Below are 24,416 nucleotides of genomic sequence, written 5' to 3'. Positions count from 1 at the left end.
CACGTTCCCCGGACCGGCAGCGACGACGTCGTCGGTCAGCATCCGGCTTCACAACGGGGGGAGTCGGCTATGCGGGAGCCGACTGGGCGCCGCGCAGGAGGCGCCCGGGAAGCGCGCCGGTGTGGACGCCCTCCCGATAGGTGACGGCGCCGGACTTCACCGTGGCGACGTAGCCGTCGGCCCGCTGGACGAGGCGGCGCCCCCCGGCCGGCAGGTCGTAGACCGCGCGCGGCGCGTGCAGGTGCAGGCGTTCGAGGTCGAGGACGTTGAGGTCGGCCCGCATGCCGGCGGCGATCCGACCACGATCCGCGAAGCCCATCGCCCGCGCCGGCTCGAACGTCAGCAGCCTGACCGCGTGCGCAAGCGTCACGCCCCGGCCGTCGGTGGCGTCCCGCATCCAGTAGGTCAGCAGATACGTCGGATACGCCGCGTCGCAGATCGTCGAGTAGTGTGCCCCGCCGTCACCGAGCGCCAGCACGGTGAGGTCGTGCCCGAGCAGGTCGCGCCCCGAGCCCTCGAACCGCGCACCGACCAGGTTGCCCAGCGGCCGGTAGAGGATCTCGTGGCCGTCGCGGGCCAGCAGCGCCTCGTAGATCTCCTCGGCCGGGCTGCGACCCGCCGCGCGGGCGCGCGCCGCGATGCTGTCGGAGGCGGCCGGGTTGTAGTTCGGCGGGTCGCCCAGGACGAACATCCGCTCGAGGTCGGACACGATGTGCGTGAAGAACGCGTGCGGATGTGCCGGCGTCTCCGCCAGCAGCCGGCGGCGCGTCTGCGGCTCGCGCAGGGCCGCGACCTTCTCCGCGAGCGGCAGCCCGGCGAGCGGCGCGTAGCTCGGGTTCAGCGCGAACGGATGCAGCGAGAGCTCCAGGCCAAGCAGCGCGCCGGTGGGCCGCGGCAGCATCTGCCCCCGGATCGCGAGCCCCTCCGCCCGGGCCTGGTCGAGATGGCCGAGCATCTCCCGCCAGCCGCCCGGCTGCTCCTCGTGCTGCATGAAGGTGAACGAGACCGGGCGCCCGGAGCGGCGCGCGATCGCGTGCAGCAGCGCGTACTGCTCGGCGACCGGGAGCCTCGTGTTCGGCACCATCTGGAAGACGCCGGCTCCAGCGTCGCGCAGGCCGTCGGCGAGCGCGAGCGCCTCCTCGTCCTCGGTGTGGATCGAGGGAGCGGGCCGTCCGTCGGTGAACCGGTGCGCGTACGTCCGCGACGTCGAGACACCCACGGCGCCGGCGCGGATCGCCTGCGCGGTCAGGCGGCGCATCTCGGCGAGGTCGCCGGTGGTCGGCGGCTCGAGCTCCGCGCCGCGCTTCCCCATCACGTAGACCCGCAGCGGCGAGTGCGGCAGCTGTGCCGCGAAGTCGATGTCAGCCTCCCGCGCCGCAAGGGCTTCGAGGTAGTCCGGGAACGACTCCCAGTTCCACGGCAGACCCTCCGCCATGACCACCTCGGGGATGTCCTCGACCCCCTCCATCAGGCTGATCATCATCGGGCGTTCGGCCGCGCGCGCCGGCGCGAAGCCCACACCGCAGTTGCCCATGACGACCGTCGTGACACCATGGTTCGACGAGGGTGAGAGCCGGTTCTCCCACGTCACCTGCCCGTCGTAGTGGGTGTGGACGTCGACGAAACCAGGCGTGACGATCGCGCCCGCCGCGTCGATCTCCTCGCGGCCACCGCCCGTGACCGTGCCGACCTCGACGATCCGGTCGCCTAAGACCGCCACGTCCGCATCCACCTGCTCCGCGCCGGTCCCGTCGACGACGGTGCCACCGCGGATCACCAGATCGAACTCCCGCGCCATCACGCCCACCACCGCTTTCTGATCCGGCGCCCCGCCCTCGTCCACAAGGTCGGCCGTCGGCGAGGCCCGCCGCCCGCGCATGATTCGGCTCTCACTCTCGCACGTGCGGCCGGGGTGACACCCGACGTCCAACTGGCCGGGCGGGCGAATACCGCATGGTCAGTGCTCCGAGACGAAGACGAACTCGCCGGTCAGCGCAGCAGGTCGGCGACTAGGCACGGCGGCCTCGGCGCCGACGTCTGGACGGCGGCCCCTCGCTCCGTTCGCGTTCGCGGTCTTCAGGGCTGATATTCGCGGTCTTCAGGGCTGATAGCGGTAGCCCATTCCCGGTTCGGTGGTGAGGTGCCGAGGGCGGGACGGATCCGGTTCGAGCTTGCGGCGCAGGCGGTTGACGTACAGGCGCAGGCTCGAGGTGTCGTCGCCGTGGCCTGGGCCCCAGACCTGGTCGAGCAGCACCCGGGAGCTGATCAGCTTTCCCGGTTCGCGGACCAGGGCCGCCAGCAGCCGCCACTCCGTCGGCGTCAGCCGCACCGCCGCCACCCGCTCGCCCGCCGCGCCACCCTCGACCGCCGCGCCGCCCTGGACCGCCGCGCCGCCCTGGACCGCCGAGGCCAGCTCGGCCGCCCGGTTCACCGCAGGCGTGGACTCCTCCGCCGAGAGAGTGCGCCGAGACGGGTCCGCGGCGGTGACGGACCTGGCGGCGAAGTCGATGCGGTGGCGGCCGATGACGATCACCGGGCCGGCCTCGGCGGAGCCGGAGCGGCGGGTGACGGCGCGGATGCGGGCGAGCAGCTCCTCGATGGAGAACGGCTTGGTGACGTAGTCATCGGCGCCCGCGTCCAGGGCGGAGATCTTGTCCTGCCCGGAGGTCCGGCCGGAGAGCACGATGATCGGGACCCGGGTCCAGCCGCGCAGCCCGCGGATGACGTCGATGCCGTCCATGTCGGGCAGGCCGAGGTCGAGAACGACCAGATCAGGCGGCTGGCCGGCGGCCTCGGTGAGGGCGTGGGCTCCGGTCGCCGCCGTGCGGACCTCGTGGCCGCGGCTGCGCAGGTTGATCCGCATCGCGCGCAGCAGCTGCGGCTCGTCCTCGACAATCAGGATGCGTCCCACCCTGCCCTGGCTCCCTTCGCCACCATGCCGGCACTACCGCCGGCTCGGGGTGAGCGCGTCCAGCGCCCGGTTGAGGTTGAGCACGTTGACCGCCGGTTCGCCGAGGAAGCCGAGCGACCGGCCGACCGTGTGTGCCTGGACCAGCGTCCGCACCCGCGCGACGGTCAGCCCACGGGCGCGGGCGACCCGGGCGGCCTGCAGGTCAGCGTAGGCGGTGCTGATCTGGGGGTCGAGGCCGCTGCCGCTGGCGGTCACCGCGTCGGCGGGCACGGCGGGACGCGCCGGCGCGTCGCCCCGGACGAGCACCCGCTGCCCGGCGGTGATGTCGTCGGCGAGCGTGCGACAGCTGACGGCGACGCCGCCGTAGGTGGCGACGAACGGCCGCGCCGGGCACAGCTCGTTCACGCTGACGACCCTGGTGATCCGCCCGCTGTACCCGGGACCGGCGTGGTAGACGGCGAGCACGGCTCCGACGCCGCTCGCGGTGCAGTAGGGTCGCCGCCCGTCCACGCCGTCGAACGCGCCGATGGCGGCACTGCGGGAGCAGACCTGGGTGAGCAGGCTCTGCCGGCTCTCGTCGTCGGCCTTGGTCGCGGGGTCGTCGAAGGTGTCGACGACATCCTCGGGGCCGAGGTTCGATGCCGAGGTCGACGTGGGGTCGTAGCCGTCACCGGCCACCGAGGGGCGGGACTGGAAGTAGCGGGCGATCGGATCGCCGTGAGCATCGGTGAACGACTGGCCGATCAGCGCCGAGCCGACCCGGTGGCCCGCCGCGTCGGTGACGAACGAGCCGTCCGCCCGGTCGCGCAGTCCGGGCAGCTGGGCGATGCCGAGGATCGCCAGGGGATACGCGAGGCCGAGTACGACGGTGAACACGAGCAGGATCCGCAGCGCGGCCAGGTGCTGGCGCATCCAGCCGGGAAGACGCGCGAACATGGGTCAGCCCACCCCCGGGACGAACTGGATCAGCAGATCGATGATCTTGATGCCGACGAACGGCGCGATGACCCCGCCGATGCCGTAGCGGGACAGGTTGCGCGACAGCAGCGCCGAGGCACTGCTCGGCACGTACCGCACGCCGCGCAGCGCCAGCGGGATCAGGGCGACGATGACGAGCGCGTTGAAGATGACGGCCGACAGGATCGCCGACTCCGGCGTCGCCAACCGCATGATGTTGAGCCGGTCGAGCCCGCCGTAGACGCCGGCGAACATCGCCGGGATGATCGCGAAGTACTTGGCGACGTCGTTGGCGATGGAGAACGTGGTCAGCGCGCCGCGGGTGATGAGCAGCTGCTTGCCGATCTCGACGATCTCGATCAGCTTCGTCGGGTCGCTGTCGAGGTCGACCATGTTTCCGGCCTCCTTGGCGGCGGAGGTGCCGGTGTTCATGGCGACGCCGACGTCGGCCTGGGCGAGCGCCGGGGCGTCGTTCGTGCCGTCGCCGGTCATCGCGACGAGATGGCCCTTGGCCTGCTCGGCGCGGATGAGCGCCAGCTTGTCCTCCGGGGTGGCCTCGGCGAGGAAGTCGTCGACGCCGGCCTCCGCGGCGATCGCCTTCGCCGTCAGCGGGTTGTCGCCGGTGATCATGACCGTACGGATGCCCATCCGGCGCATCTCGTCGAACCGAGCCCGCATGCCCGTCTTCACGACGTCCGCCAGCTGGATGACGCCGAGCACCCGCGCCCGCCGCGTCCCGCCGCCCCCGCCCCCGCCGCCGGTGCCGCCGGTGCCGCCGGCGGCGTCGTCGGCGTCGTCGGCGTCGTCGGCGTCGTCGGCGGTGCCGGCGATCTCGGCGACGACCAGTGGGGTGCCGCCGGCGGCGGAGACGCCGTCGACGATCTCCCCGAGTTCGGTGGGGACGCTGCCGCCGGCGGCCCGCACCCAGGCAATGACCGCGCTCGCCGCGCCCTTGCGGACCTGCCGCCCGACACCCGTGTCGGGATCGGCGAGGTCAACCCCGGACATCCGGGTCTGCGCGGTGAACGGGACGAACGTCGCCGACCGCAGCTCGCCGGGCGACCGTTCCCGCAGCCCGTGGCGTTCCTTGGCGAACACGACGACCGAGCGTCCCTCCGGCGTCTCGTCGGCGAGCGAGGACAGCTGGGCCGCGTCGGCGAGCATCGCCTCCCCGACGCCGGGCACCGGCAGGAATGCCCGTGCCTGCCGGTTGCCGAAGGTGATGGTGCCGGTCTTGTCCAGCAGCAGGGTGCCGACGTCGCCGGCGGCCTCGACGGCGCGCCCGCTCATCGCCAGCACGTTGCGCTGCACCAGCCGGTCCATCCCGGCGATGCCGATCGCGGACAGCAGCGCCCCGATCGTCGTCGGGATCAGGCAGACGACCAGCGACACCAGCACGATGCCGGTGATGCCGTGGCCGGTGAGCGCGGCCGAGTCGGGCAGCGCGGGCTGCAGCGACTTCGTGTAGATCGCCAGCGGCTGCAGGGTGGCGACGGCGAGCAGGAAGATGACGGTGAGCGCGGCGAGCAGGATGTTCAGCGCGATCTCGTTGGGGGTGCGACGGCGGTCGGCGCCCTCGACCAGCCGGATCATCCGGTCGATGAAGCTCTCGCCGGGCTGCTGGGTGATCCGCACGACGATCCGGTCGGAGAGCACCTTCGTCCCGCCGGTGACCGACGACCGGTCGCCGCCGGACTCACGGATCACCGGCGCCGACTCGCCGGTGATCGCCGACTCGTCGACGCTGGCGATGCCCTCGACGACGTCGCCGTCGCCGGGAATGAGTTCCCCGGCGGCGACCACGACGACGTCGTCCCGGCGCAGCCGCGGCGCCGGCACCTCCTCGACGGTGACCGCGGTTCTGTCCGCCGCCGCACCGGAGCCGTCATGGGCGACCGGTTGGCCGTCCCCGGCGGTGCGGAGGTCGTCGAGCGCGGCGCCGGGCGACCAGCCGGTGAGACGGCGGGCGACGGTGTCGGTGCGGGTGCGGCGCAGTGCCTCGGCCTGCGCCTTGCCTCGGCCCTCCGCCACCGCCTCGGCGAGGTTCGCGAAGATGACCGTCAGCCACAGCCAGCCGGTGATCAGCCAGCCGAACACCGACGGGTCGCCGATCGCGAGCACCGTGGTGAACACGGCGCCGACCTCGACGATGAACATGACCGGGTTGTGCCACATCGTGCGTGGGTCGAGCTTGCGCAGCGCGCCCGGCAGGCTGCGCACCAGCTGGGACGGATCGAGCAGGCCGCCGCCGACGGGTCGTGCGCCGCCTGCGCCGGGGCTCGAGGGACCGCCGTGCCCCGAGCTCGGCGGGCGTCCGCCGGCGCCGGTGTCGAGGGTCGTGGTGCTCATGCGTGGATTCCTTCTGCGAGCGGGCCGAGCGCGAGGGCCGGGAAGAACGTCAGCGCGACGATGATCAGGGCCACGGCGGCGAGCATTCCGGCGAACTGCGGCCGGTGGGTCGGCAGCGTGCCGACGGTCGCCGGCACGGGCTGCTGACGGGCGAACGATCCGGCCATCCCGAGCACGAACAGCAGCGGCAGCAGCCGGCCGAACAGCATCGCGAGGCCGAGCGCCGTGTTGTACCAGGTGGTGTTGACGGTGATGCCGGCGAACGCCGACCCGTTGTTGTTGGCAGCCGAGGTGAACGCGTACAGCACCTCCGACAGCCCGTGCGCGCCGGAGTTGAGCATTCCGGCCCGTTCCCCGGGAAGGCCCATGGCGACGCCAGTGCCGAGCAGCACGATCGTCGGTGTCGCGAGAAAGTAGAGAGCGGCGAACCTGATCTCCCGGGACCCGATCCGTTTACCGAGGTATTCGGGCGTCCGGCCGATCATGAGCCCCGCCACGAAGACCGTGACGACGGCGAGGACGAGCATCCCGTAGAGGCCGGATCCGGTGCCGCCGGGGGCGACCTCGCCGAGCATCATGTTGAACAGCAGGGTCGCCCCGCCGAGGCTCGTGTACGAGTCGTGGAACGAGTTCACCGCACCGGTGGAGGTGAGCGTCGTCGCGCTGGCGAACAACGACGAGTTCGGCACGCCGAAGCGGGTCTCGGTGCCCTCGGTGGCCGCGCCGACCGCGGTGGGCACCGTCCCGTGGTGGAGGGCCTGGAACGTCGCGCCGACCGCGAAGCTGGCGATCGCCAGCGCCGCCATCACCGAGACGATCGCGAGGCCCTGGCGGCGGTCGCCGACCAGGCGGCCGAAGGTTCGCGGCAGCGAGAAGGCGATGACCAGCAGCAGGTAGATCTCGACGAGGTTGGTCCACGACGTCGGGTTCTCGAACGGATGCGCCGAGTTGACGTTGTAGAAGCCGCCGCCGTTGGTGCCGAGTTCCTTGATGGCCTCCTGGCTGGCGACCGGTCCACCGGTGATCGCCTGATGGCCACCCGCGAGCGTGTCGACGATCCGGACGCCGTGCAGGTTCTGGATGGCGCCGCCAGCGACGAGCACGATCGCGGCCAGCACACTGATCGGCAGCAGGATCCGGATCACCGCCCGGGTGAGGTCCACCCAGAAGTTCCCCAGCTCGTCGCCGGTGCCGCTACCGCCACCGAGCGGAAAGTCGCCACGCCCGCCCGCCGTGGCGGCCTGGGTCGTCGCCGCCCGGCGTCGGGCCAGGCCGCGGACCAGCGCGATCGCCACCGCGATGCCGACGGCGGCGGAGGCGAAGTTCTGCACGGCGAGGCCGGCCATCTGGACCAGATGGCCCAGGGTCGACTCGCCGGAGTACGCCTGCCAGTTCGTGTTCGTCGTGAAGCTGACCGCGGTGTTCCAGGCCAGCGGCGGGGCGACCCCGTGGAAGCCGAGATCGAGTGGCAGGTAGGCCTGCACGCGTTGCAGCAGGTACAGCAGCAGCACGCTGACCAGCGAGAACGCCAGCACGCCTCGGGCGTACACCGGCCAGCGCTGCCCGGCCTCGGGGTTCACCCCGGTCAGCCGGTAGACGGCCCGCTCAACCCGGAGGTGCCGCTTCGAGGTGAACACCCGGTACATGTAGTCGCCGAACGGGCGATACGTGATCCACAGCGCCGCGACGAGCAGCGCGACGGCCAGTACCCCGGCTACGGAACTCGACATCAGAACCGCTCCGGGAACAGCAGGGCGACCAGGACGTAGATCCCGAGCCCGACCGCCAGTACCAGGCCGGCGATGTTCTCCGCGTTCACAGCCTTTCGACTCCTCGCAGGACAAGCGCCAACAGCGCGAAACAACCCAGCGTCAGCAGGACGTACACCACGTCTTGCATGCGCCTCCTCCTTCACCCGGCAAGGGCCTCAGTAAAGCCCGAAGAAATCCGAAACGGACGATCGATCACACGCTTCTCACGGCAGCGTCGCCGATTCTCACGGATCACTAACATCGATCAAGAAAAAGCGGCCTGTCCGGACGTTCCGATGGTTCCCACACAGGCCGGACCAGGGCAGCATGGAGGCCGTGTCACGAGTACGGGGAACACTGCGGATCTATCTGGGGGCGGCGCCCGGAGTCGGGAAGACCTACGCCGCCCTCGACGAGGCGCGCCGGCGCCGCGACCGGGGGACCGACGTCGTCGTCGGCCTCGTCGAGACGCACGGCCGCGCGCACACCGCCGAGATGCTCGAGGGTCTGGAGGTGATCCCCCGCCGCTTCCTCGAGCATCGTGGCGCGTCGTTCACCGAGATGGACCTCGACGCGGTGCTGGCCCGGCGTCCCGCCGTCGCCGTCGTCGACGAGCTCGCGCACACGAACGTCCCCGGCAGCCGCAACGCCAGGCGCTGGCAGGACGTCCAGGAGCTGCTCGCCGCCGGCATCAGCGTCATCTCCACCGTCAACGTCCAGCACCTGGAATCCCTCAACGACGTCGTCGAGACGATCACCGAGGTCCCGCAGCGGGAGACCGTCCCCGACGCCGTCGTCCGCCAGGCCGACCAGGTGGAGCTGGTCGACATGGCCCCCGAGGCGCTGCGGCGGCGGATGGCCCACGGCAACATCTACGCCCCCGACAAGGTCGACGCGGCGCTGGCGAACTACTTCCGCCCCGGCAACCTGACCGCGCTGCGCGAGCTGGCCCTGCTCTGGCTCGCCGGCAAGGTCGACGACCAGCTCGACCGCTACCGTGCCGAACACGGCATCGGCGGCGTCTGGGAGACCCGCGAACGGGTCGTCGTCGCGCTCACCGGCGGCCCCGAGGGCGACACCCTGATCCGCCGCGCCGCCCGCATCGCGTCCCGGACCAAGGGCGCGGACCTGCTCGCCGTGCACGTCGCCCGCTCCGACGGCCTCACCGGCGCGGACCCCGCCGCCCTCGCCGGCCAGCGCGCCCTCGCCGAGAGCCTCGGCGGCACGTTCCACCAGGTCGTCGGCGACGACGTGCCGTCCGCCCTGCTCGACTTCGCCCGCTCCGCCAATGCCACCCAGCTCGTCCTCGGCGCGAGCCGCCGCGGCCGCCTCGCCCGCATCCTGTCCCCCGGCATCGGCGTGACGACGACGAACGCCTCCGGTCCGATCGACGTGCACATGGTCACCCACGCCGAGGTCGGCTCCGGCTGGCGGCTGCCCCGGGTGCACAGCGGCCTCGCGCCGCGCCGCCGCGCCGCCGCCACCCTGCTGACCCTCGCGCTCGTCCCCGCGTTGACCGCCCTGCTCGTGAACGGCCGCGGCACCGTCAACCTGGCGTCCGAGATCCTCGGCTATCTGATCATCGTGGTGCTGGTGTCGATCGTCGGCGGCTTCTGGCCGGCCCTGCTGTGCGCGCTGGGCAGCGGCCTGCTGCTGAACTACTACTTCGCCCCACCGCTGCACCGCCTGACGATCGCCGACAGCAACGACGTGCTGGCGCTGGCCGGATTCGTCCTGGTCGCCGCCATGGTCAGCCGGGTCGTCGACACCTCCGCACGCCGCTACGGCCAGGCCGTGCGCGCCTCCGCCGAGGCCGCCACCCTGTCCATGCTCGCCGGCAGCGTCCTGCGCGGCGAGGACGCCCTGCCCGCCCTGCTCGACCGCGCCCGCGAGACCTTCGCCATGACTTCGGCCACCCTGCTCGAACGCGCGAGCAGCAGCGACGGTGACGAGTGGCGGGTGGTCATGGCCGTCGGGTCCGATCCGTGCGTGCGGCCCGAGCAGGGGTCGGTGGACGTGCCGGTCGGTGACGAGCTGGCGCTGGTGCTGCGCGGCCGTCCGCTGCCCGCCGCCGACCGGCGGATCCTCGCCGCGTTCGCCGCCCAGGCCGCCGTCGCCCTCGAACGCCGCCGCCTCGCGGAAGCGGCCGCCGAGGCCGCGCCGATCGCCGAGGCCGACCGGGTCCGCACCGCCCTGCTCACCGCCGTCAGCCACGACCTGCGCACCCCGCTGGCCGCCGCCAAGGCCGCCGTCACCGGCCTGCGCGGCGGCGCCGCCCTGCTCGACGCCGACGAGCAGGCCGAACTGCTCGCCACCGCCGACGAGTCGCTGGACCGCCTGACCGGCCTGGTCGAGAACCTGCTCGACATGTCCCGCCTGCAGGCCGGGGCGTTGAGCGTCTTCCCCCGCCCGATCGGCCTCGACGACGTCGTCCCGCACGCGCTGGACGAACTCGGCCCGCCGGCCCGCGCCATCACCATCCGCCTGCCCGACGATCTGCCCACCGTCGACGCCGACCCGGCGCTGCTGCAACGCGTGCTGGTCAACGTGGTCAGCAACGCCCTGCGCCACTCACCCGCCGGCCACCCGCCCGCCGTCACCGCGTCCAGCCTCGCCGGCCGGGTCGAACTGCGCGTCGTCGACCACGGCCCCGGCATTCCGGTCGTCGCCCGCGACCAGGTCTTCCAACCCTTCCAGCGCCTCGGCGACCGCGACAACACCACCGGCGTCGGCCTCGGCCTCGCCCTGTCCCGCGGCCTCACCGAGGCCATGCACGGCACCCTCACCCCCGAGGACACTCCCGGCGGCGGCCTCACCATGGTCGTCAGCCTCCCCGCGACCACTCCGGCCCCGACTTCCCTGGCCACCCTTGACGACGCCGGCCCCGACACCGAGCCCGACGTCGCTCCCAGCCCCGCCCGGACGAACCCGCTCTGACCCGCCGAAGCGGCATTTCGGCGGGCGTGCGGGCGTGCGTGCGTGCGTGCGTGCGTGCGGGAAGCGAACTGCGTGTCACGTACGCATGGCCGCACGCCCGATTCGTCCCGTTGAAGTTGACAGGACGGCCCTTTCCCCCGCGTCACCTCACGAGGCGTCCCGTGGGGCCGGCCGATCGAGGTGGGCCAAGGTAGGCGCGAGGCCGGACGGCACCGGGCCGTCGCCGTCCGGCCGCGGCGCGGCGGCGACGAGCTGGACGGGGACGACGCCCGCCCAGTGCGGTAGCGCGAGATCGGCCTCGTCGTCGACCGGCGGCCCGGTGCGCGCCTTGACGGCAGTGTCGACGCCGTCGCCGGTCAGAGGCACGGCGAGCACCGCTGTCGCCGCGAGCTCCCGCGCGTTCGGCCCCCGGCACTGGTCGGATCGCCCGGCGCCGGCCCGTTCCACGAACGCGGCCAGCACCCGCGCCTTCTCCTCGTCGTCCCGCACCAGCGCGGCGTCGGCGTGGATGACCACGGACCGGTAGTTCAGCGAATGGTGGAACGCGGATCGCGCGAGCACGAGCCCGTCGAGAATCGACACCGTCACACACACCCGCATAGGCGCCGACCGCGCCGCGAGTCCCATCCGGGACGCCGTCGACGCGTGCAGATAGAGCCGATCCTCGACCCGGCAGTGCATCGTCGGCAGCACGTGCGGCTCCCCGTCGACGACGACACCCACATGGCAGACGAGCGCCTCGTCCAGCACGGCGCACAGCGCCCCGTCGGCATAGGTGATCCGCTCGGCAAGACGTGAAGGAAGCAACATGCCGCCCATCCTGGCCGCGACCCCGAACACCATCCACCGATTTTCTTCGCGTCAACCTTCCTGTCGTCAACCCGGCGACATCCGGCGAGAAGGCACCCGAGCGGATCGGTCATACTTGGGCAATGGCCAGCGGGGGGCGCTCGGACGAGCAGTGGGATTTCTTCATCTCGTATACAGCGGCGGATCAGCAGTGGGCCGAGTGGATCGCCTGGGAGCTTGAGGCGGACGGCTTCCACGTGCTGATCCAGGCCTGGGACTTTGTCCCCGGCTCGAACTGGACGGCGTCGATGGCGGAGGGTCTGGAGCGTTCTACCAGGACCATCGCGGTGGTGTCGGAGGCGTATCTGCGGTCGGTGTACAGCCAGGCGGAATGGAACGCCGCGTTCCGCGCCGATCCGACCGGCCTGACCCGCCGGCTGCTCCCGGTCCGGGTGGAGGATTGCGACCGGCCGGGCCTGCTCGGTGCGGTCGTCGCGGTCGACCTGTTCGGCAGGGACGATGCCGAGGCCCGCCGCGTCCTGCTGGAGGGCGTCCGCGCGGCGATCGGCGGCCGCGCGAAACCGTTGGCCCCGCCGGTCTTCCCGGTGGAAGGGGAGGTTGTCCTCTCGGAGGAGATGGTCGCGGGCTCGCCGCCGTCGCGGAGGGAAGGGGCCACTTCGCCATACCTGATCGCACGCACGGCTCCGCCGCATCCGGCCCAGCGGACCACGGCCCCGCCGCGTCCCTCGCTGGAGGACCTGGACCTGCAGGCGGCGGCAGCCGTGCGGCGGATCCGGATCTGGGAGGTCGGCGAGGTCTTCAAGCCGACCGGGATTCCCGAGGTCACGTTCGTGCAGCCGGCGGAGTTCGTGACGTTCGGGATGTCGCTGCGCCAGCCCGGACTGAGCGTGGTCCTGGAGGGCCCGTCCGGCATCGGCAAGACGACGTTCCTGCGGCATGCCATCGAGCAGGACTCCCGCCGGCTGAAGGAGCCGCGGATCCTCAGCGCCCGCACCGAGAAGGACCGGGCGAAGATCGACCGGATCATCGACGGCGACGAGCATTCGGGCATCGTCGCGATCGACGACTTCCACCGGCTGTCCCTGGACCAGAAGCGCCGCGCCGTCGACTACCTGAAGCACCTGGCGGACACGGACGACCGCGAGCGCAAGCTGGTGATCGTGGGAGTGCCGAACACGGCCCAGTCCCTGGTCGAGGTGAGCTTCGACATCGCGAACCGCATTCGCGTCTTCTCTCCCGAATGGGCCACCAACGACCAGGTCGAGGAACTGATCCGCAAGGGCGAGCAGGCGCTGAACATCAGCTTCGAGGACCGCGCCGCGATCGTCCGGGCCGCCCACGGCAGTCTCATCACCGCCCAGGTCCTCTGCTGGCATCTGCTCGGAATAGCCCTCATCGAGGAGACCGCGCCCACCCATCGGACGGTCCGCACCGGCATCGCGCAGGCGCGCAGGCGGGTCACCAAGGAGCTGCACCTCAAGTACCAGCGGGCGGTGGAGGCGTTCGCCGGCCTCGACGGCTCCGATGAGACGGCGTGCATCGAACTGCTCGTGAGCCTGGCCGCGACCCCCGACGGCGTCCTCACCCTCGACCGGTTCACGCACGGTGGTTCCAGCGTCGCGAAGAGGGCCGCCAGGGTTCTCACGGACGGTGTCGGCGAGGCCATGGCCTCGGACGCGGACATCGGCAGGGTGCTGTACTACGACGCGTTGCGCCGCCGACTCATCGCGGACGACCCCCAGTTCATGTACTACCTCCGCCAACTCGACCGAACGAGCCTGGCCGCCGACGCCGGCAAACGCCCATAGCTCCGCGCGACCACGCCTTCGTCCGCCTCAGCCCGGACACCAACCGGCCGAAACGCGCGTGCGGTCGCTCCCGCGAGGTGGCTCGGCGACTCGCTCTCGCGGCCGGAATGTTCGAGATTCGCAGCGACGGGATGGCCCACAACGACAGAGCCCTCGCCCGCGCCGGATCCTGAACCTAAGACTCAGGGCACTGGGATAGGTTGGTGCTGGTTTCGACCGCTTTCGGAGACGAACAGGGTTCTTCCAGAGACGCAAAGGGGCACTGCCGTGGTGGGGTCCGGCGAGGCGCGCACGAGTGATCAGCTGACGTGGAACACCTCCCTCAGAGATGGCGAGCCGATCGATCTTAAGATCGATCGGCCCCACTCCGCGAGGGTCTACGACTATCTCCTCGGCGGTAAGGACAACTTTCCGGCCGATCGGGACGCCGCCGAGCAGGCCGCCCGGTCGTTCCCGAACATCCGCAACACCGCGCTGCAGAACCGGGCGTTCATGGTCCGCGCGATCCGCTGTCTGGTCGCGGACGCGGGGATCAGACGGTTCCTGGACGTCGGTACTGGCATCCCGACCTCCCCGAACCTGCATGAGATCGCCCAGGCGGTGGCACCCGACACACGGGTCGTCTACACCGACAACGACCCGATCGCCCTCGCGCAGGCTTCAGGCTTCAGGCTTCAGGCTTCAGGCTTCAGGCTTCAGGCTTCAGGCTTCAGGCTTCAGGCTTCAGGCTTCAGGCTTCAGGCTTCAGGCTTCAGGCTTCAGGCTTCAGGCTTCAGGCTTCTGACCAGCATCTTCCTGAGAAATCGCCCCGGCCTGTAGTCCGTCCCCGTATTGCACGCGTCTCACGGTGTGGGCGCGGCGGGCTGGGGCTGTGTGCCGACCGTTGCATCGGCGCAGGACCGCCCGTCCACCCGGGACTCGGCTGCTGGTCACTGCTCGCCGCCCGCGTCCTGGTTGGCGGCCTTGTCAGGTTATTGGCTCCTCGCTCGAGGCTTCAACTTTCCGGGCCTCCCGCTTGGGCTCCGCGTCAGTGTTCTCCGTTATCCCTTCGCCTCCTCTGGCTGATTCGCCCAATAGCGATCTGATCATCGATAGCGCTACCGCGCCTTGCGACAGCACGTTGGTCAGCATGTCTGAGAGCCCGCTTGCACCATTGAGCACCACCATATTGTCGACCCCGCCAAATGCTTCCGCGCCGGCGCGCACGATGTCGCTCCAGTTCTTGGCTAACTGCTGGCCAATCACCGCTTCCCGATTGGACGCAAGGGCCTCTCCGCGAGCGTGAATAATTTCGGCCTCGGCGAGGCCATTCACTCGGATTGCGTGCGCATCCGCTTCACCGAGGACCCGCCGCTGATATGCATCGGCGTCGGCCCTGAGTCGCGCCGCCTTGGCAGCTGCCTCCGCCTGTGCCACTACCTCGTATGCGTTGGCGTCTGCGGGCCGTCGAACTTTCGACAACAGCTCTTCCTCGACTTGGCGCGCCTCGAGGCTAGTACTGCAGTCACAGTGATCTTTATGTGGCCGCTGTTGGCCTAACGATCTGCTGGGCGGCCCGGATCCGGGTCTGGAAGTGGTAATAGCGGGCGCGCGCTTGGTGGCGGCGACGCCAGTCCGACCACCAGGTGATCACGGCTGGTGGGATGACGGCCTGTCCGAACAGGGCAGTGATGTGACGGATCTCGTTGAGGGTGAACGGCGCCATCATGGTTTTGTCCAGTTCGGCCTGCTCGGCGATAGGGAGGCCGCGGGGAAGGCGCTGGTATCCCACCGCGGTCATCGTTGGTGGGACGGCCGGCGGGTTTTCCTCGTGGTTTCTCCGTGCGGTGACAGCGAGCCAGGCATGGGCGAGCATCGCCAACGTGATATGCCGGTACCAGGCGTGGTAGAGCCGAACCTGATAGTGGTCCAGGCCGACCTCGTTCTTGCCTGACTGGAGGCATTCCTCGATGCCCCAGCGGCGTCCCGCGACGGTGACGAGGGTGGCGAGCGGGACCGGCCGCGGGCTGTGGGTGATGAAGAACGCGAGTTCTTTCTTCTGGGTGCGTGAGCGGCGGATAAGGATCTGCTGGGGTCGGTTGTCCGGGCCGGCGCAGTCGATCGTGTCGACCAGCGCCCAGTCGTACAGGCGGGGTCCTTTCGAACCGTCGGCGCAGGAATATGTCTCCCAGGCTCGGGCGGGGACCTTTCCGGCGAGGGTGTCCACGCGGCGACGGCCGACGGTCGTGGTCACCTGGGTGTCTTTCTTGACGGCCAGAACATAGCCGATCCGGTGTTCTTCGAGCCAGTCGCGTAGTTCGGGGTCCATGCCGTACGCCTCGTCGCCGGCGACCCAGCCGATCTCCCGATGCGTCACCCAGAACCGGCGGATCATGTCCAACGCGAGCAGTGGCTTGGTCGCGAACCCGACCCTGGCCGGCACACCCGCTGCCGCGCACCGCGCCCGGTCCTCGGTCCAGCTTGCGGGAAGATACAGTTCCCGGTCGACGAACGCTCGTCCTTTCCCGGAGACGTAGGCGGCGAACACTCCGATCTGGCAGTTCTCGATACGGCCCGCGGTGCCGCTGTACCGCCGCTGCACTCCCGCCGACGAGGTCCCCTTCTTGAGGAACCCGGTCTCGTCCACTACCAGAACCCCGTCCGGCTCGGCCAGGTTCTCCACCACATAGGACTGGACGACGTCACGCACCGCGTCGGCGTTCCACGCGTATTCGTTCAACAAACGCTGCATCTTCTGCGGCCCGGCCTCGCGGGTGAACTCCGCCAGTGTCCATCCGTTCTTCCGTTCCGTCCGAGACAACAACCCGGCCACATAGGCCCGCGCCTGGGTCTGCGGCTGCTCGGACCGGAAACAGCCCGCGACCCGGCCGAACAGCTCTTCCAACCCGGCCTCCCACATGGCCACGTCCACCCCGGATATGCTACGGGCCGCGGCCGCCGCGGCATCTTCGTTTGTTCTCACAAACTACGAAGAAACCCACGGTGGCCGCCCCACAGCTCACGCCACGCCGCATTCGCGATAAGAGACCACACGGCGATCACTGGGGCTGTAGTACTAGCAAGCCGCGTCTGCTCCTCAACGACTTTCTGGCGCGCAGCCAACTCGGCGATGGACGCGTTCCTCTTCGCCTCCGCTTAATGAATAGCCGATATTTGCTCGCTTTCAATCGCGACCCGCTCCGCTGCGGCGGAGAAGGGTCTGGAGACTTTGCTAATATATTCCTCAAAGTCATGAATGAGGACGACACCATGAATTTTGGACCGAAATGGCTTGGTTTGTGACGCAGTCCACTTCGAGGGAGGTTTGCGTAGAGTCGAGATAAATCTTTCGCGCGACATGTAAACCGGGAAGCGCGAGGGTGCCACGACCGGTCACGATCTTAAAATCGGATCTCGATATGTCACCATGGCCGTGGCGGATCCGTAGCCCTGTAATGATTAGTGCTTCATCTGGCGCCGGAATTCTCCATAGCCGACTCCAGGACAACGTCAAAATGAGAATGATGAAGGCACCCACGGCCAGCCAGACTAAAACGGCCATGACAAAAATATCCCCCGTTTGAATTGAAATGAGCGTTAGCTTCTTTGATCTTCAACATTGCCGCGATCAGGGAGGGTGCGAACAAATACAGTCCTTGGCAGCTGATAGTCGACGACAATCACACGACTTCCTTCTAGGATTTCGCCACATGGGTCGCTAGAATAGGCAAGAAAAGTCTCTGTGGAGCCGCGAACATTGAGTCGAACTTCGCCGACTAGTCCTTTGGCAATTCTTCCCGTGACTCTACCCGCGCTTCCAAGGACGCTTTGATAAACCCCATCTTCATATCGTTTTGGATGTCTCTCCAGGGTGTGGCGGGATCTCGATAGAAGCCGACGCCTCCGTTGACTCTCGCTACCTGTGCGCGACGATGCCAGATCCGTGCCCGACACCTCCAGACGTGCAGGAGGAACTTCGCCCACCGGAGTCGGACCACCCGGGAACACCGGTGATGCAGCGCCGCCAGGGAAGCCCTCCGAAACCCGGTCCGGATGGGCCAGACCGACCGCCTCCAGCAGGCGACGACGCGCAGTCACCTCATCCACGCCGAAAAGATCCCGATAGGTAATCGTCGCCAGTACCGACGGGATCCGGCAGGCCGCGACCCGCAGTGGGGTCAACTTACGTCCGGCAAGCGCGCCCGCCCACTCCTGCGTACACCAGTGCGACGCGAAATACGCGTCCGAGCAGATCGCGACCGTGCGGTCCGCAGCATCCATCTGTTCGCTGATCCAAGTCACGAAGTTCTCCCCGACAGGAGAGTCCCACGCCTGCACCACGGTCGTCCGGCCTACGGCCTCCAACACCTCGGCGACCCACGTGGCCCACGCCTCGTCCATCCCCGTGTAGGAGACGAAGAAGTCCACCTGCTTGCCCGGGGCCCCCGTACTCATACCGGGACAGTCTGCCACTCCGTTGCTCATTTTCGTAGAATCGACGCGCCAGATAGAGCGCCCGGCCACCGTGGGCTCGCTCAACCTCGCGGGCCGGTTAGGGCCGCCATGCCACCCAGCGAGCGGCGCGAAAAATGCTGGTCAGAACGCCAGGATGACCAGGCCGGGCCCAGCCCCCTCAAGGGGCAACTGCCCTACCTGCGCCGCGACGATGCCCAAACCGACCTCTCGATAGACGTGTGCAATCGAGGGGTGGTACCGATCGTGTTGGCCCATGCACGCGCGCTGCTGGCCAGCGGCCCGCACGGCCGCACCGCCTACGTCGACGCCGATCTGCACGACGTCGAGTCGATCCTCTCCTCCGCGCAGCTGCGCGAGACCCTCGACCTCACGCGGCCGGCCGCCCTGTCCGTCATCGCGGTCCTGCACTTCTTCCCGGACTCGGACGATCCGCATGGCATCGTCCGCCGGCTCGTCGACGCGCTGCCCGCCGGCAGCTACCTCGCCCTCACCCACGGCACGGCCGACTTCACGCCGGCGGCCAGCGCGCGGGCGGCGCAGGCCTACCGGGACCGGGGGATCTCCGCCGCGCCGCGCAGCCGGGCGGAGGTCACCCGGTTCTTCGACGGTCTCGAGCTGCTCGATCCCGGCGTCCAGGTCGTGCACCGCTGGCGGCCCGATGGCGACGTCAACGAGAACCTGACCGACGAGCAGGTCAGCATCTACGGCGCCGTCGCCCGCATCCCCTGAGCGACCCATCCGCGCCGCCGTGATGGGGATCAACGCTGAGGGCGAGTTCCAGGCGTTTCCGGACGGAATGTCCGAACAGACCTGATCGAGGACGTAGCCCGCCGCTCAGCCCCACAGGGCGCAGATAGGGACGGCGTGGATGTCGGGGGCGAGGCGGTAGCGGCGGGGGCCGGTGTGCAGGACGACGCCGGCGACGAAGCGGTCGCCGAGTTCGTCGCGCAGCCAGGCCAGGTGACGAGCGGCGCTGGCGTCGGGCGCGGCGTGCGCCTTCACCTCGATGCCGATCACGCGTTCCGCTCCCAGCTCCGCGAGCAGGTCGACCTCGTGCTGGCCCTTCTCCTGACGCAGGTGATAAAGCCGCGGGCGCGCCGAGCCGACGGGGAGTTCGGCCCGCAGCTGGGCGGCGACGAAGGTGTCGAGAATCCGGCCGAGAAGATCGCCGTCGCGCAGCACGGCGTTCACGTCGAGACGCAGGGCGGCACCGATCAGCCCCGGGTCGACGATGTACCGCTTGGCTCCGCGGACGAGGCGTTTGAGCCGGTTCGTCGACCACGCCGGCACGGATTCGGCGACGAGCAGGTTCTGGAGCAGACGATCGTAGGCGTCGGCTGTCCTCGCGTTGATGCCGGCGGCCTCGTGCAGCGTCCGGGCCTGCACAAGGCCGGCAGAGTTCAGCGCCAGCACCTCGAAGTAGCGCCGCAGCCGAGCTGGGTCGCGATGCTCCCCCAGTATCTCCACGTCCCGGGTGAGCAGCTGGTCCAGATAGCCGTCGAGCCAGCGAGCCCGTGCCCGCGCCGAGAGGTGAAGCGCGGACTCTGGAAACCCGCCGCGCAGCGCCATCTCCACGTAGTCCCGCAGGTCGGGCACATCCGGCGGGAGCGCGAGCGACTCCACCTCGCCGGCCGCGAGACGGTCCAGGAACGTCGGCCCGTCAGCCCGGTGCACCATCTCGCGAACGGCAAGCCCCGTCATCGCGATCCGCACGAGCCTCCCGGTCCCCGGCCAGTTGTCCGCCTCGAGATCGGCGCGAACCGATCCGGTCACAATGAAGCGGCCTGGGCGGGGATCGGTGTCCACCGCGCGCTTGACCGCCCCGAGCACGGTCGGCACCATCTGCCACTCGTCGAGCAGGATCGGCTCCGGCAGATCCCGCAACGCCGCATCCGGATCGGCCGCGAAGGCGAACGCCTGACCAGGCTGGTCAAGCCGGACGATGGTGCGGGCGTGCCGGGCCGCCGTCGTCGTCTTGCCCGTCGCCCGCGGCCCGACCACCAGCAGGGCCGGCAGCTCGGCCAGCAGCTCCCGAAGCAGATCATCCACCAGGCGAGGCACATAGGGCCGGTCCACCCGACCAAGACTACCAATCTCCAAACGCCCCCAGTACCAACTCCCGGACCCCATGAGTACCAATCTCCGGATGGGTTGAGTACCACTCTCCCGCTTACGGCGGTACCGGCGGCCGTGGACGCGGCCGACCGGGAGCTGGCTCAGGCGATCTGTCGGAGGTCGTCGCCGTAGTCGAAGACGATCCTCATCCGGCACCCAGAGCCCGCGCGTAGCGGCTCAACGTCGCCACCTCGTTGACGTCGAGATCACCGTTCTCAATCTGGCCGACCCGGCCTGGCGAGACGCCCATCAGCTCCGCGACCTGCCGCTGGGTCAGGCCGAGCCGCTTGCGCTCCTCCGCGAGATGGAAGGCGCTGGCCCATGCTTCGGAACGCGCGCGTTCCACGGCGTCCGCCTCGTGGTCACCGTCGTGCAGTTCCGCCCGAATCTCATCCCAGTCGTAGAACTCGCTCATACACCTTCCCGCCTCTTCCTCTCAGCGGACAGCCACCCGTCGTACACGACTTCCGCCTGCGCTATCGCGCTTCTGTACAGTGCGACCAAGCCCCGGCCTTGTCGCCAGCGACCAACAGGACCGCCTGCGACCATGGATCAAACACGAAGATCAGTCTGACCGCGACGTCCCGACCAGACCTCGGGCGCAACTCCTTGCCGGCTACGAAGCGGTCTCCGAGTTCGTCACGTAGCCAGACCAGGTGACGAGCGGGGCGTTCACGTCCAGACGCAGCGATGCACCGATCAGCCCCGGGTCAACGATGTACCGCTTGGCGGTCAGGATGGTGGGGCCCGAGCGTATGGGTCCGAATGCGAGCAGATCCTCAACACCCTCGCCCACGCCCTCCGCCAGAACGCCACCAACCCTGAATTAGCTAAAACATTTACCCGTATGACGGTCGCAGTGCTCCCTACCCCACCCTCTCCGCCGCGCCACCCGCCCCGCCAACCGCTACATCCGGCAAAATAAACGCAATAGATAGACAACTACAAGGAATACCCGCCGCGCGGGTAACGACACGCCCCCGTCCGCTCCTCTATTAACCGACGTCAACGCAGACGTCCACTCAACGAGGAGCACATGTGGATCCAGTCCTTACGAGTACCACGGCGGTGCTCGTGAGCAAGGCGTTTGGTCTGGCAGCGCCGCGACTGCGCCTTCGAGCGTCGATCCAGCACGCCGATCCGCGCCGCCTGCTGCTCGTCGACCTCGCCGGCCGCCTGCCGGCCGGCGGTGCGCTTGTCGACCAGCGGTCGGACGGCACGCGCATCGCCGCGCTCGCGCCGTCCGCTCTGATCCACTGACGGGGACCCGACACCATGGACAGCAGAACCGATCCGCCTGACCCCACAGCACTGGGTGATCTCGCGACCTCCGGCGCCCCCGTCAGCTCGACCAGGGGCCCATCCGAGAGAACGCGGGCGGAATTCAGCGACTTCTACCGAAGTTTTCTCCCCGCCCTCGTGAGCTTCCTGATCGTGCAGGGAGCTCGGCAGTCCGACGCCGTCGAAGTGGCTCAGGAGACGATGGCCTTGGCCCTTGACCGCTGGGATCGCATCGACCATCCCTGGTCGTGGGCGCGCAAGGTCGCCTCACGCCGCTATGCCCGCCGCATCGGCACCGCCGCCGAGTACCCGGTCGCGGAGCTGCCGGACTGGCACTCCCCGCTCGTGCGCAACGAGTCCGATCTCGACGCCGTCATCGAGCGCAGCGAGGTGCTCCGGATCCTGGCTGCGCTGCCACCGCGGCAACGGCAGGTGATGGCGTGGGTCTATGACGGCTACGCGCCGATCGAGATCGCGGAACAGCTGAGGATGACACCGGAGGCGGTGCGCGTGGCACTACACAAGGCCCGCCGGACACTGCGCGAGGCGGTCAACCTGCGCAGGAGAACGAAGGACGCGCCATGACGGATCCCGACGACCTGCTCGACAACCTGCTGATCGCCGGCAGGGCACGACTGATCGACGACCTGGAGATGCGCCTGGATCTCGACGCGGGGCTTCGCGCCCTTCTCCCGCCAGAACGCCCAGCCGCCACCCTGGCGCCCCGCCCGGTGATGGCGACATCGGGATCCGCGGGCACCGCGACCGCCGAATGCCTGCGATCCCTGCCGCCCGCGGAGCGACTGTGCCTGCGGGCGCATCCGGCGGTCCTCGGACTGGCCCTCGTGTTCCGTCTCGACATGCTCGTCTCCATGTGTCGAGGCCTCACCTGGTTCCTTCAGCGAGACACCGCCCTGGCCATCGGACAGAGCCTTTCCGTGGCCAGCGATCTCGTGATCGATCTCGACCTCGACGCCAGTCGGGAACTCGCCATCGAGCTCGACAACGCACGGGACAACGCCCTGGGCGTGGCCCGGCGACTCGCGCTTGGCCGTGCTGCCCGAAGCCGCGCCCGGCGGCCCGCACGCGACCTGCTGCTCGACCTCGTCGTCGCCCAGGCCCGCCTGCTCGACCGTGCCGTGGAGCATGTCCTCGACCGCATGCCTGCAAACGACCAGCCGATCGCGCAGACCTTCCTGTCCGACCTGAAGCGAGACCGCGACCTCAGCCGGGCGCGCGACCGTTCGCGGGCCCTCGCCCAGGCCACCACCGAGAGCCGCGGCAGTCCCCGCAGTGGCGTCTACCTGCAGGACCTGACGTCGGCCCGCAACGATTTCACCGACGCGGACCTGAGCAGGGTGAGCCTGCTGGAGGTGCCACTGCTCGGCGTCAGATGGTCGCGTTCCACCCGCTGGCCGCCCGGCTGGGACGGCCTGATCGAACTACGCTCCAAGGAGGTCGCGCCCGGCGTGTTCGAGGTCCGCAACGACGGCCTGGCCCACATCGAAAGAGCCTTGGCCCGCGCCGGATCCTGAACCCCGCCCCTGGCTGTCCCACCCGCGCGGATCCGGTGGCGGCGCTGTCTCAGCCCCAGAGGACGCAGATCGGGACGGCGTCATGCCGTTGACGATCTGGAGTCCGGCGAGGAGACCCGCACCGGTGCCCGCTTCGTCACCATAGCCACACCTGGAACGCCCGCTACGCCGACGAGGCGACGGACCGAACAACGGCCAGGCAGGACGCGGCGCGGAACCAGCAGTGGGATCATTACTTCTGGTGTCAGGCCAAGGGAGGACTCGCGATGCCAGACAGCTCCACCACCCCCGAGCCCAACCCCGACGAGGACCCGGCCCCGACCGGGCCCGTGCCACCCGCTCCCGCGGGACCGTCGGAGCAGCCCTCCGACGACCACCCCCCGCTACGCCCTGTCGACTGGGACGGCCACTTCAGCCGCACCTGGAACACCCGCTACGCCGACGAGGCAACCGACCGCATCGCTGCCGGGCAGGCGGAGGAGTGGAACCGACAGTGGCTTGATCGAACAATGCGCGATCTCGCCGACAAGGCTCAGGATGAAGCGGACGCACGAGAGGCCCGGGCCCGCGAAGAGCGACACAGTGCCGCGCTGGCGGACCGGTTCGATCCTGGCGACAGCGCACGATCGCGTCTTTTCGAGAAGACCGGGCATTTGGATCACCCGTCCGACCAGCCGCAGGCGCGAGATGCCGATGGCGACAACCCTTCCCGGCCGGAATAGCGATGGCTCGCCAGTATTCCACTCATCCTCTCGGGCGAAAGTGCGCTGCATCAGGAAGTGACCGCTGCTCGTCCGGATTCCGCAGGCCGGGATCGGGTCGACTTTCTATCGGTTCCCGGCGGCTCACCTCGGCGAGCGAGGAGCGCACTCTGACGGTATCCGGATGATATGGGCCGAAGTCACGAAGATTTTCCGCAAATGCGGCACGGTAGAGAGGCTCGGCGTCAGTGGACCGTCCGGCATCACGGTAAGCGTCGGCGAGGCTCCCACGGCTGGCGCGAGTGTCAGGATGGCTGGCGCCGAGAGCGTAGGCCCGATGGCTGTATACATGCTCGTGGAGGGTGACGGCCTGCGATAGCCGACCGGTTTGGCCGTAGACGTCAGCCAGATTGGACGCGACGCGCAGGGTGCGCGGGTCCGCGTCACCATGCGTTGATCTGCTGTGCCTGAACCGCCGTTCAAGGTGAAAGCGTGCCGCACCCAGCTGCCCATCAGATCTATAGACCGCCGCGATCATTTCCCGCGCCTCCATTGCACGCGGATCGCTTGGACCAAGAATGCGCTCGCGATGGTCGACTACGAGTTCAAGATGGGGAGTCGCACGATCCGGCCGACCATTCGCGATGTGAGCCCCAGCAAGTGAGCCTTTCCCGGTAACCTTTCGTGGCGTTGCGTGACATCAGCGTCGTGGCGTGGTGTTGGGTGTTAGGCGGTCCTGCGGTACTCGGTGTGGAGGATGACGAGGGCGGCTTTCGCGACGAGTCCGATCTTCCAGGGGTCGATCG

General features: G+C 69.4%; 20 protein-coding genes and 2 pseudogenes. 8 read left to right on the top strand and 14 right to left on the bottom strand.

Annotated elements, in window-relative coordinates:
- Positions 1–67: 67 nt before the first annotated feature.
- The 6 genes from AC6EXY_RS18405 to kdpF all read right to left on the bottom strand — a co-directional run bounded on the left by AC6EXY_RS18405 (position 68) and on the right by kdpF (position 8,036).
- A complete protein-coding gene (locus AC6EXY_RS18405; RefSeq protein ID WP_499817591.1) occupies positions 68–1,879 on the bottom strand; it encodes an N-acyl-D-amino-acid deacylase family protein in 1,812 nt (603 codons plus the stop codon).
- 219 nt (positions 1,880–2,098) lie between these two features.
- A complete protein-coding gene (locus tag AC6EXY_RS18400; RefSeq protein WP_499817592.1) occupies positions 2,099–2,911 on the bottom strand; it encodes a response regulator in 813 nt (270 codons plus the stop codon).
- Between the two features lie 33 nt (positions 2,912–2,944).
- The gene (locus tag AC6EXY_RS18395) at positions 2,945–3,847 is read right to left on the bottom strand and encodes a potassium-transporting ATPase subunit C (RefSeq protein ID WP_101835252.1); all 903 of its coding nucleotides are present in this window, start codon (positions 3,845–3,847) and stop codon (positions 2,945–2,947) included.
- Between the two features lie 3 nt (positions 3,848–3,850).
- Complete coding sequence (kdpB, locus tag AC6EXY_RS18390) at positions 3,851–6,217, bottom strand: potassium-transporting ATPase subunit KdpB (protein ID WP_499817593.1); 2,367 nt, start codon at positions 6,215–6,217, stop codon at positions 3,851–3,853.
- A complete protein-coding gene (gene kdpA, locus AC6EXY_RS18385) occupies positions 6,214–7,947 on the bottom strand; it encodes a potassium-transporting ATPase subunit KdpA (protein WP_499817594.1) in 1,734 nt (577 codons plus the stop codon). Before kdpA ends, kdpB begins: the two co-directional genes overlap by 4 nt.
- On the bottom strand, positions 7,947–8,036 hold the full coding sequence (gene kdpF / locus AC6EXY_RS18380) for a K(+)-transporting ATPase subunit F (protein ID WP_101829892.1): 90 nt from the start codon (positions 8,034–8,036) through the stop codon (positions 7,947–7,949). The genes kdpA and kdpF overlap by 1 nt, the downstream gene beginning before the upstream one ends.
- Before the next feature lie 259 nt (positions 8,037–8,295).
- On the opposite strand from kdpF, the gene AC6EXY_RS18375 reads away from it, so the two are divergent.
- Positions 8,296–10,905 carry a DUF4118 domain-containing protein gene (locus AC6EXY_RS18375; protein ID WP_499817595.1) on the top strand — a complete coding sequence of 870 codons (2,610 nt, stop codon included), beginning with the start codon at positions 8,296–8,298 and terminating at the stop codon, positions 10,903–10,905.
- Between the two features lie 147 nt (positions 10,906–11,052).
- On the opposite strand, the gene AC6EXY_RS18370 is transcribed toward AC6EXY_RS18375, so the two are convergent.
- A complete protein-coding gene (locus AC6EXY_RS18370) occupies positions 11,053–11,715 on the bottom strand; it encodes a pyridoxamine 5'-phosphate oxidase family protein (protein WP_101829897.1) in 663 nt (220 codons plus the stop codon).
- Between AC6EXY_RS18370 and AC6EXY_RS18365 the strand changes: the two genes are divergently transcribed.
- Positions 11,700–13,523 (top strand): TIR domain-containing protein, encoded by a 1,824-nt coding sequence (locus AC6EXY_RS18365; RefSeq protein WP_499817596.1) that lies wholly within the window; start codon positions 11,700–11,702, stop codon positions 13,521–13,523. The genes AC6EXY_RS18370 and AC6EXY_RS18365 overlap by 16 nt on opposite strands.
- A gap of 303 nt (positions 13,524–13,826) precedes the next feature.
- Positions 13,827–14,183: pseudogene (locus AC6EXY_RS18360) on the top strand (SAM-dependent methyltransferase); the annotation flags it as partial.
- Positions 14,184–14,489: 306 nt separating this feature from the next.
- Here the strand turns inward: AC6EXY_RS18360 and AC6EXY_RS18355 are convergent.
- The 3 genes from AC6EXY_RS18355 to AC6EXY_RS18345 form a co-directional block, all read right to left on the bottom strand.
- The gene (locus AC6EXY_RS18355; RefSeq protein WP_499817597.1) at positions 14,490–14,939 is read right to left on the bottom strand and encodes a hypothetical protein; all 450 of its coding nucleotides are present in this window, start codon (positions 14,937–14,939) and stop codon (positions 14,490–14,492) included.
- A 100-nt stretch (positions 14,940–15,039) separates the two neighbouring features.
- Complete coding sequence (locus AC6EXY_RS18350; protein ID WP_499817606.1) at positions 15,040–16,428, bottom strand: IS701 family transposase; 1,389 nt, start codon at positions 16,426–16,428, stop codon at positions 15,040–15,042.
- A 671-nt stretch (positions 16,429–17,099) separates the two neighbouring features.
- Entirely contained in the window at positions 17,100–17,930 is an 831-nt protein-coding gene (locus AC6EXY_RS18345) for a toll/interleukin-1 receptor domain-containing protein (RefSeq protein WP_499817598.1), read from the bottom strand.
- Between the two features lie 291 nt (positions 17,931–18,221).
- On the opposite strand from AC6EXY_RS18345, the gene AC6EXY_RS18340 reads away from it, so the two are divergent.
- Positions 18,222–18,707 carry an SAM-dependent methyltransferase gene (locus tag AC6EXY_RS18340; RefSeq protein ID WP_499842374.1) on the top strand — a complete coding sequence of 162 codons (486 nt, stop codon included), beginning with the start codon at positions 18,222–18,224 and terminating at the stop codon, positions 18,705–18,707.
- A gap of 105 nt (positions 18,708–18,812) precedes the next feature.
- Here AC6EXY_RS18340 and AC6EXY_RS18335 read toward each other — a convergent pair whose 3' ends face one another.
- Both AC6EXY_RS18335 and AC6EXY_RS18330 read right to left on the bottom strand, forming a co-directional pair.
- Entirely contained in the window at positions 18,813–20,027 is a 1,215-nt protein-coding gene (locus AC6EXY_RS18335) for an ATP-binding protein (RefSeq protein WP_499817600.1), read from the bottom strand.
- Positions 20,028–20,238: 211 nt separating this feature from the next.
- Positions 20,239–20,508: a helix-turn-helix domain-containing protein gene (locus AC6EXY_RS18330; protein ID WP_499817601.1), complete on the bottom strand. Its 270-nt coding sequence runs from the start codon at positions 20,506–20,508 to the stop codon at positions 20,239–20,241.
- Positions 20,509–21,131: 623 nt separating this feature from the next.
- On the opposite strand from AC6EXY_RS18330, the gene AC6EXY_RS18325 reads away from it, so the two are divergent.
- The 4 genes from AC6EXY_RS18325 to AC6EXY_RS18310 all read left to right on the top strand — a co-directional run bounded on the left by AC6EXY_RS18325 (position 21,132) and on the right by AC6EXY_RS18310 (position 23,631).
- Positions 21,132–21,353 (top strand): hypothetical protein, encoded by a 222-nt coding sequence (locus AC6EXY_RS18325; protein ID WP_499817602.1) that lies wholly within the window; start codon positions 21,132–21,134, stop codon positions 21,351–21,353.
- A 15-nt stretch (positions 21,354–21,368) separates the two neighbouring features.
- Positions 21,369–21,959: a sigma-70 family RNA polymerase sigma factor gene (locus AC6EXY_RS18320; protein WP_499817603.1), complete on the top strand. Its 591-nt coding sequence runs from the start codon at positions 21,369–21,371 to the stop codon at positions 21,957–21,959.
- On the top strand, positions 21,956–22,909 hold the full coding sequence (locus AC6EXY_RS18315) for a hypothetical protein (RefSeq protein WP_499817604.1): 954 nt from the start codon (positions 21,956–21,958) through the stop codon (positions 22,907–22,909). The genes AC6EXY_RS18320 and AC6EXY_RS18315 overlap by 4 nt, the downstream gene beginning before the upstream one ends.
- Before the next feature lie 266 nt (positions 22,910–23,175).
- Positions 23,176–23,631: a hypothetical protein gene (locus AC6EXY_RS18310; protein WP_499817605.1), complete on the top strand. Its 456-nt coding sequence runs from the start codon at positions 23,176–23,178 to the stop codon at positions 23,629–23,631.
- Between the two features lie 22 nt (positions 23,632–23,653).
- On the opposite strand, the gene AC6EXY_RS18305 is transcribed toward AC6EXY_RS18310, so the two are convergent.
- Both AC6EXY_RS18305 and AC6EXY_RS18300 read right to left on the bottom strand, forming a co-directional pair.
- Positions 23,654–24,115: a tetratricopeptide repeat protein gene (locus AC6EXY_RS18305; protein ID WP_499817607.1), complete on the bottom strand. Its 462-nt coding sequence runs from the start codon at positions 24,113–24,115 to the stop codon at positions 23,654–23,656.
- Positions 24,089–24,262, bottom strand: a pseudogene (locus tag AC6EXY_RS18300) (tetratricopeptide repeat protein); the annotation flags it as partial. The gene AC6EXY_RS18305 and the pseudogene AC6EXY_RS18300, both read right to left, overlap by 27 nt.
- Positions 24,263–24,416 lie beyond the last annotated feature (154 nt).

The sequence above is a fragment of the Frankia sp. RB5 genome, from assembly GCF_059816245.1.
Note: the sequence above shows the minus strand (reverse complement) of the source record. Positions and strands in the feature narration are given on the sequence as shown.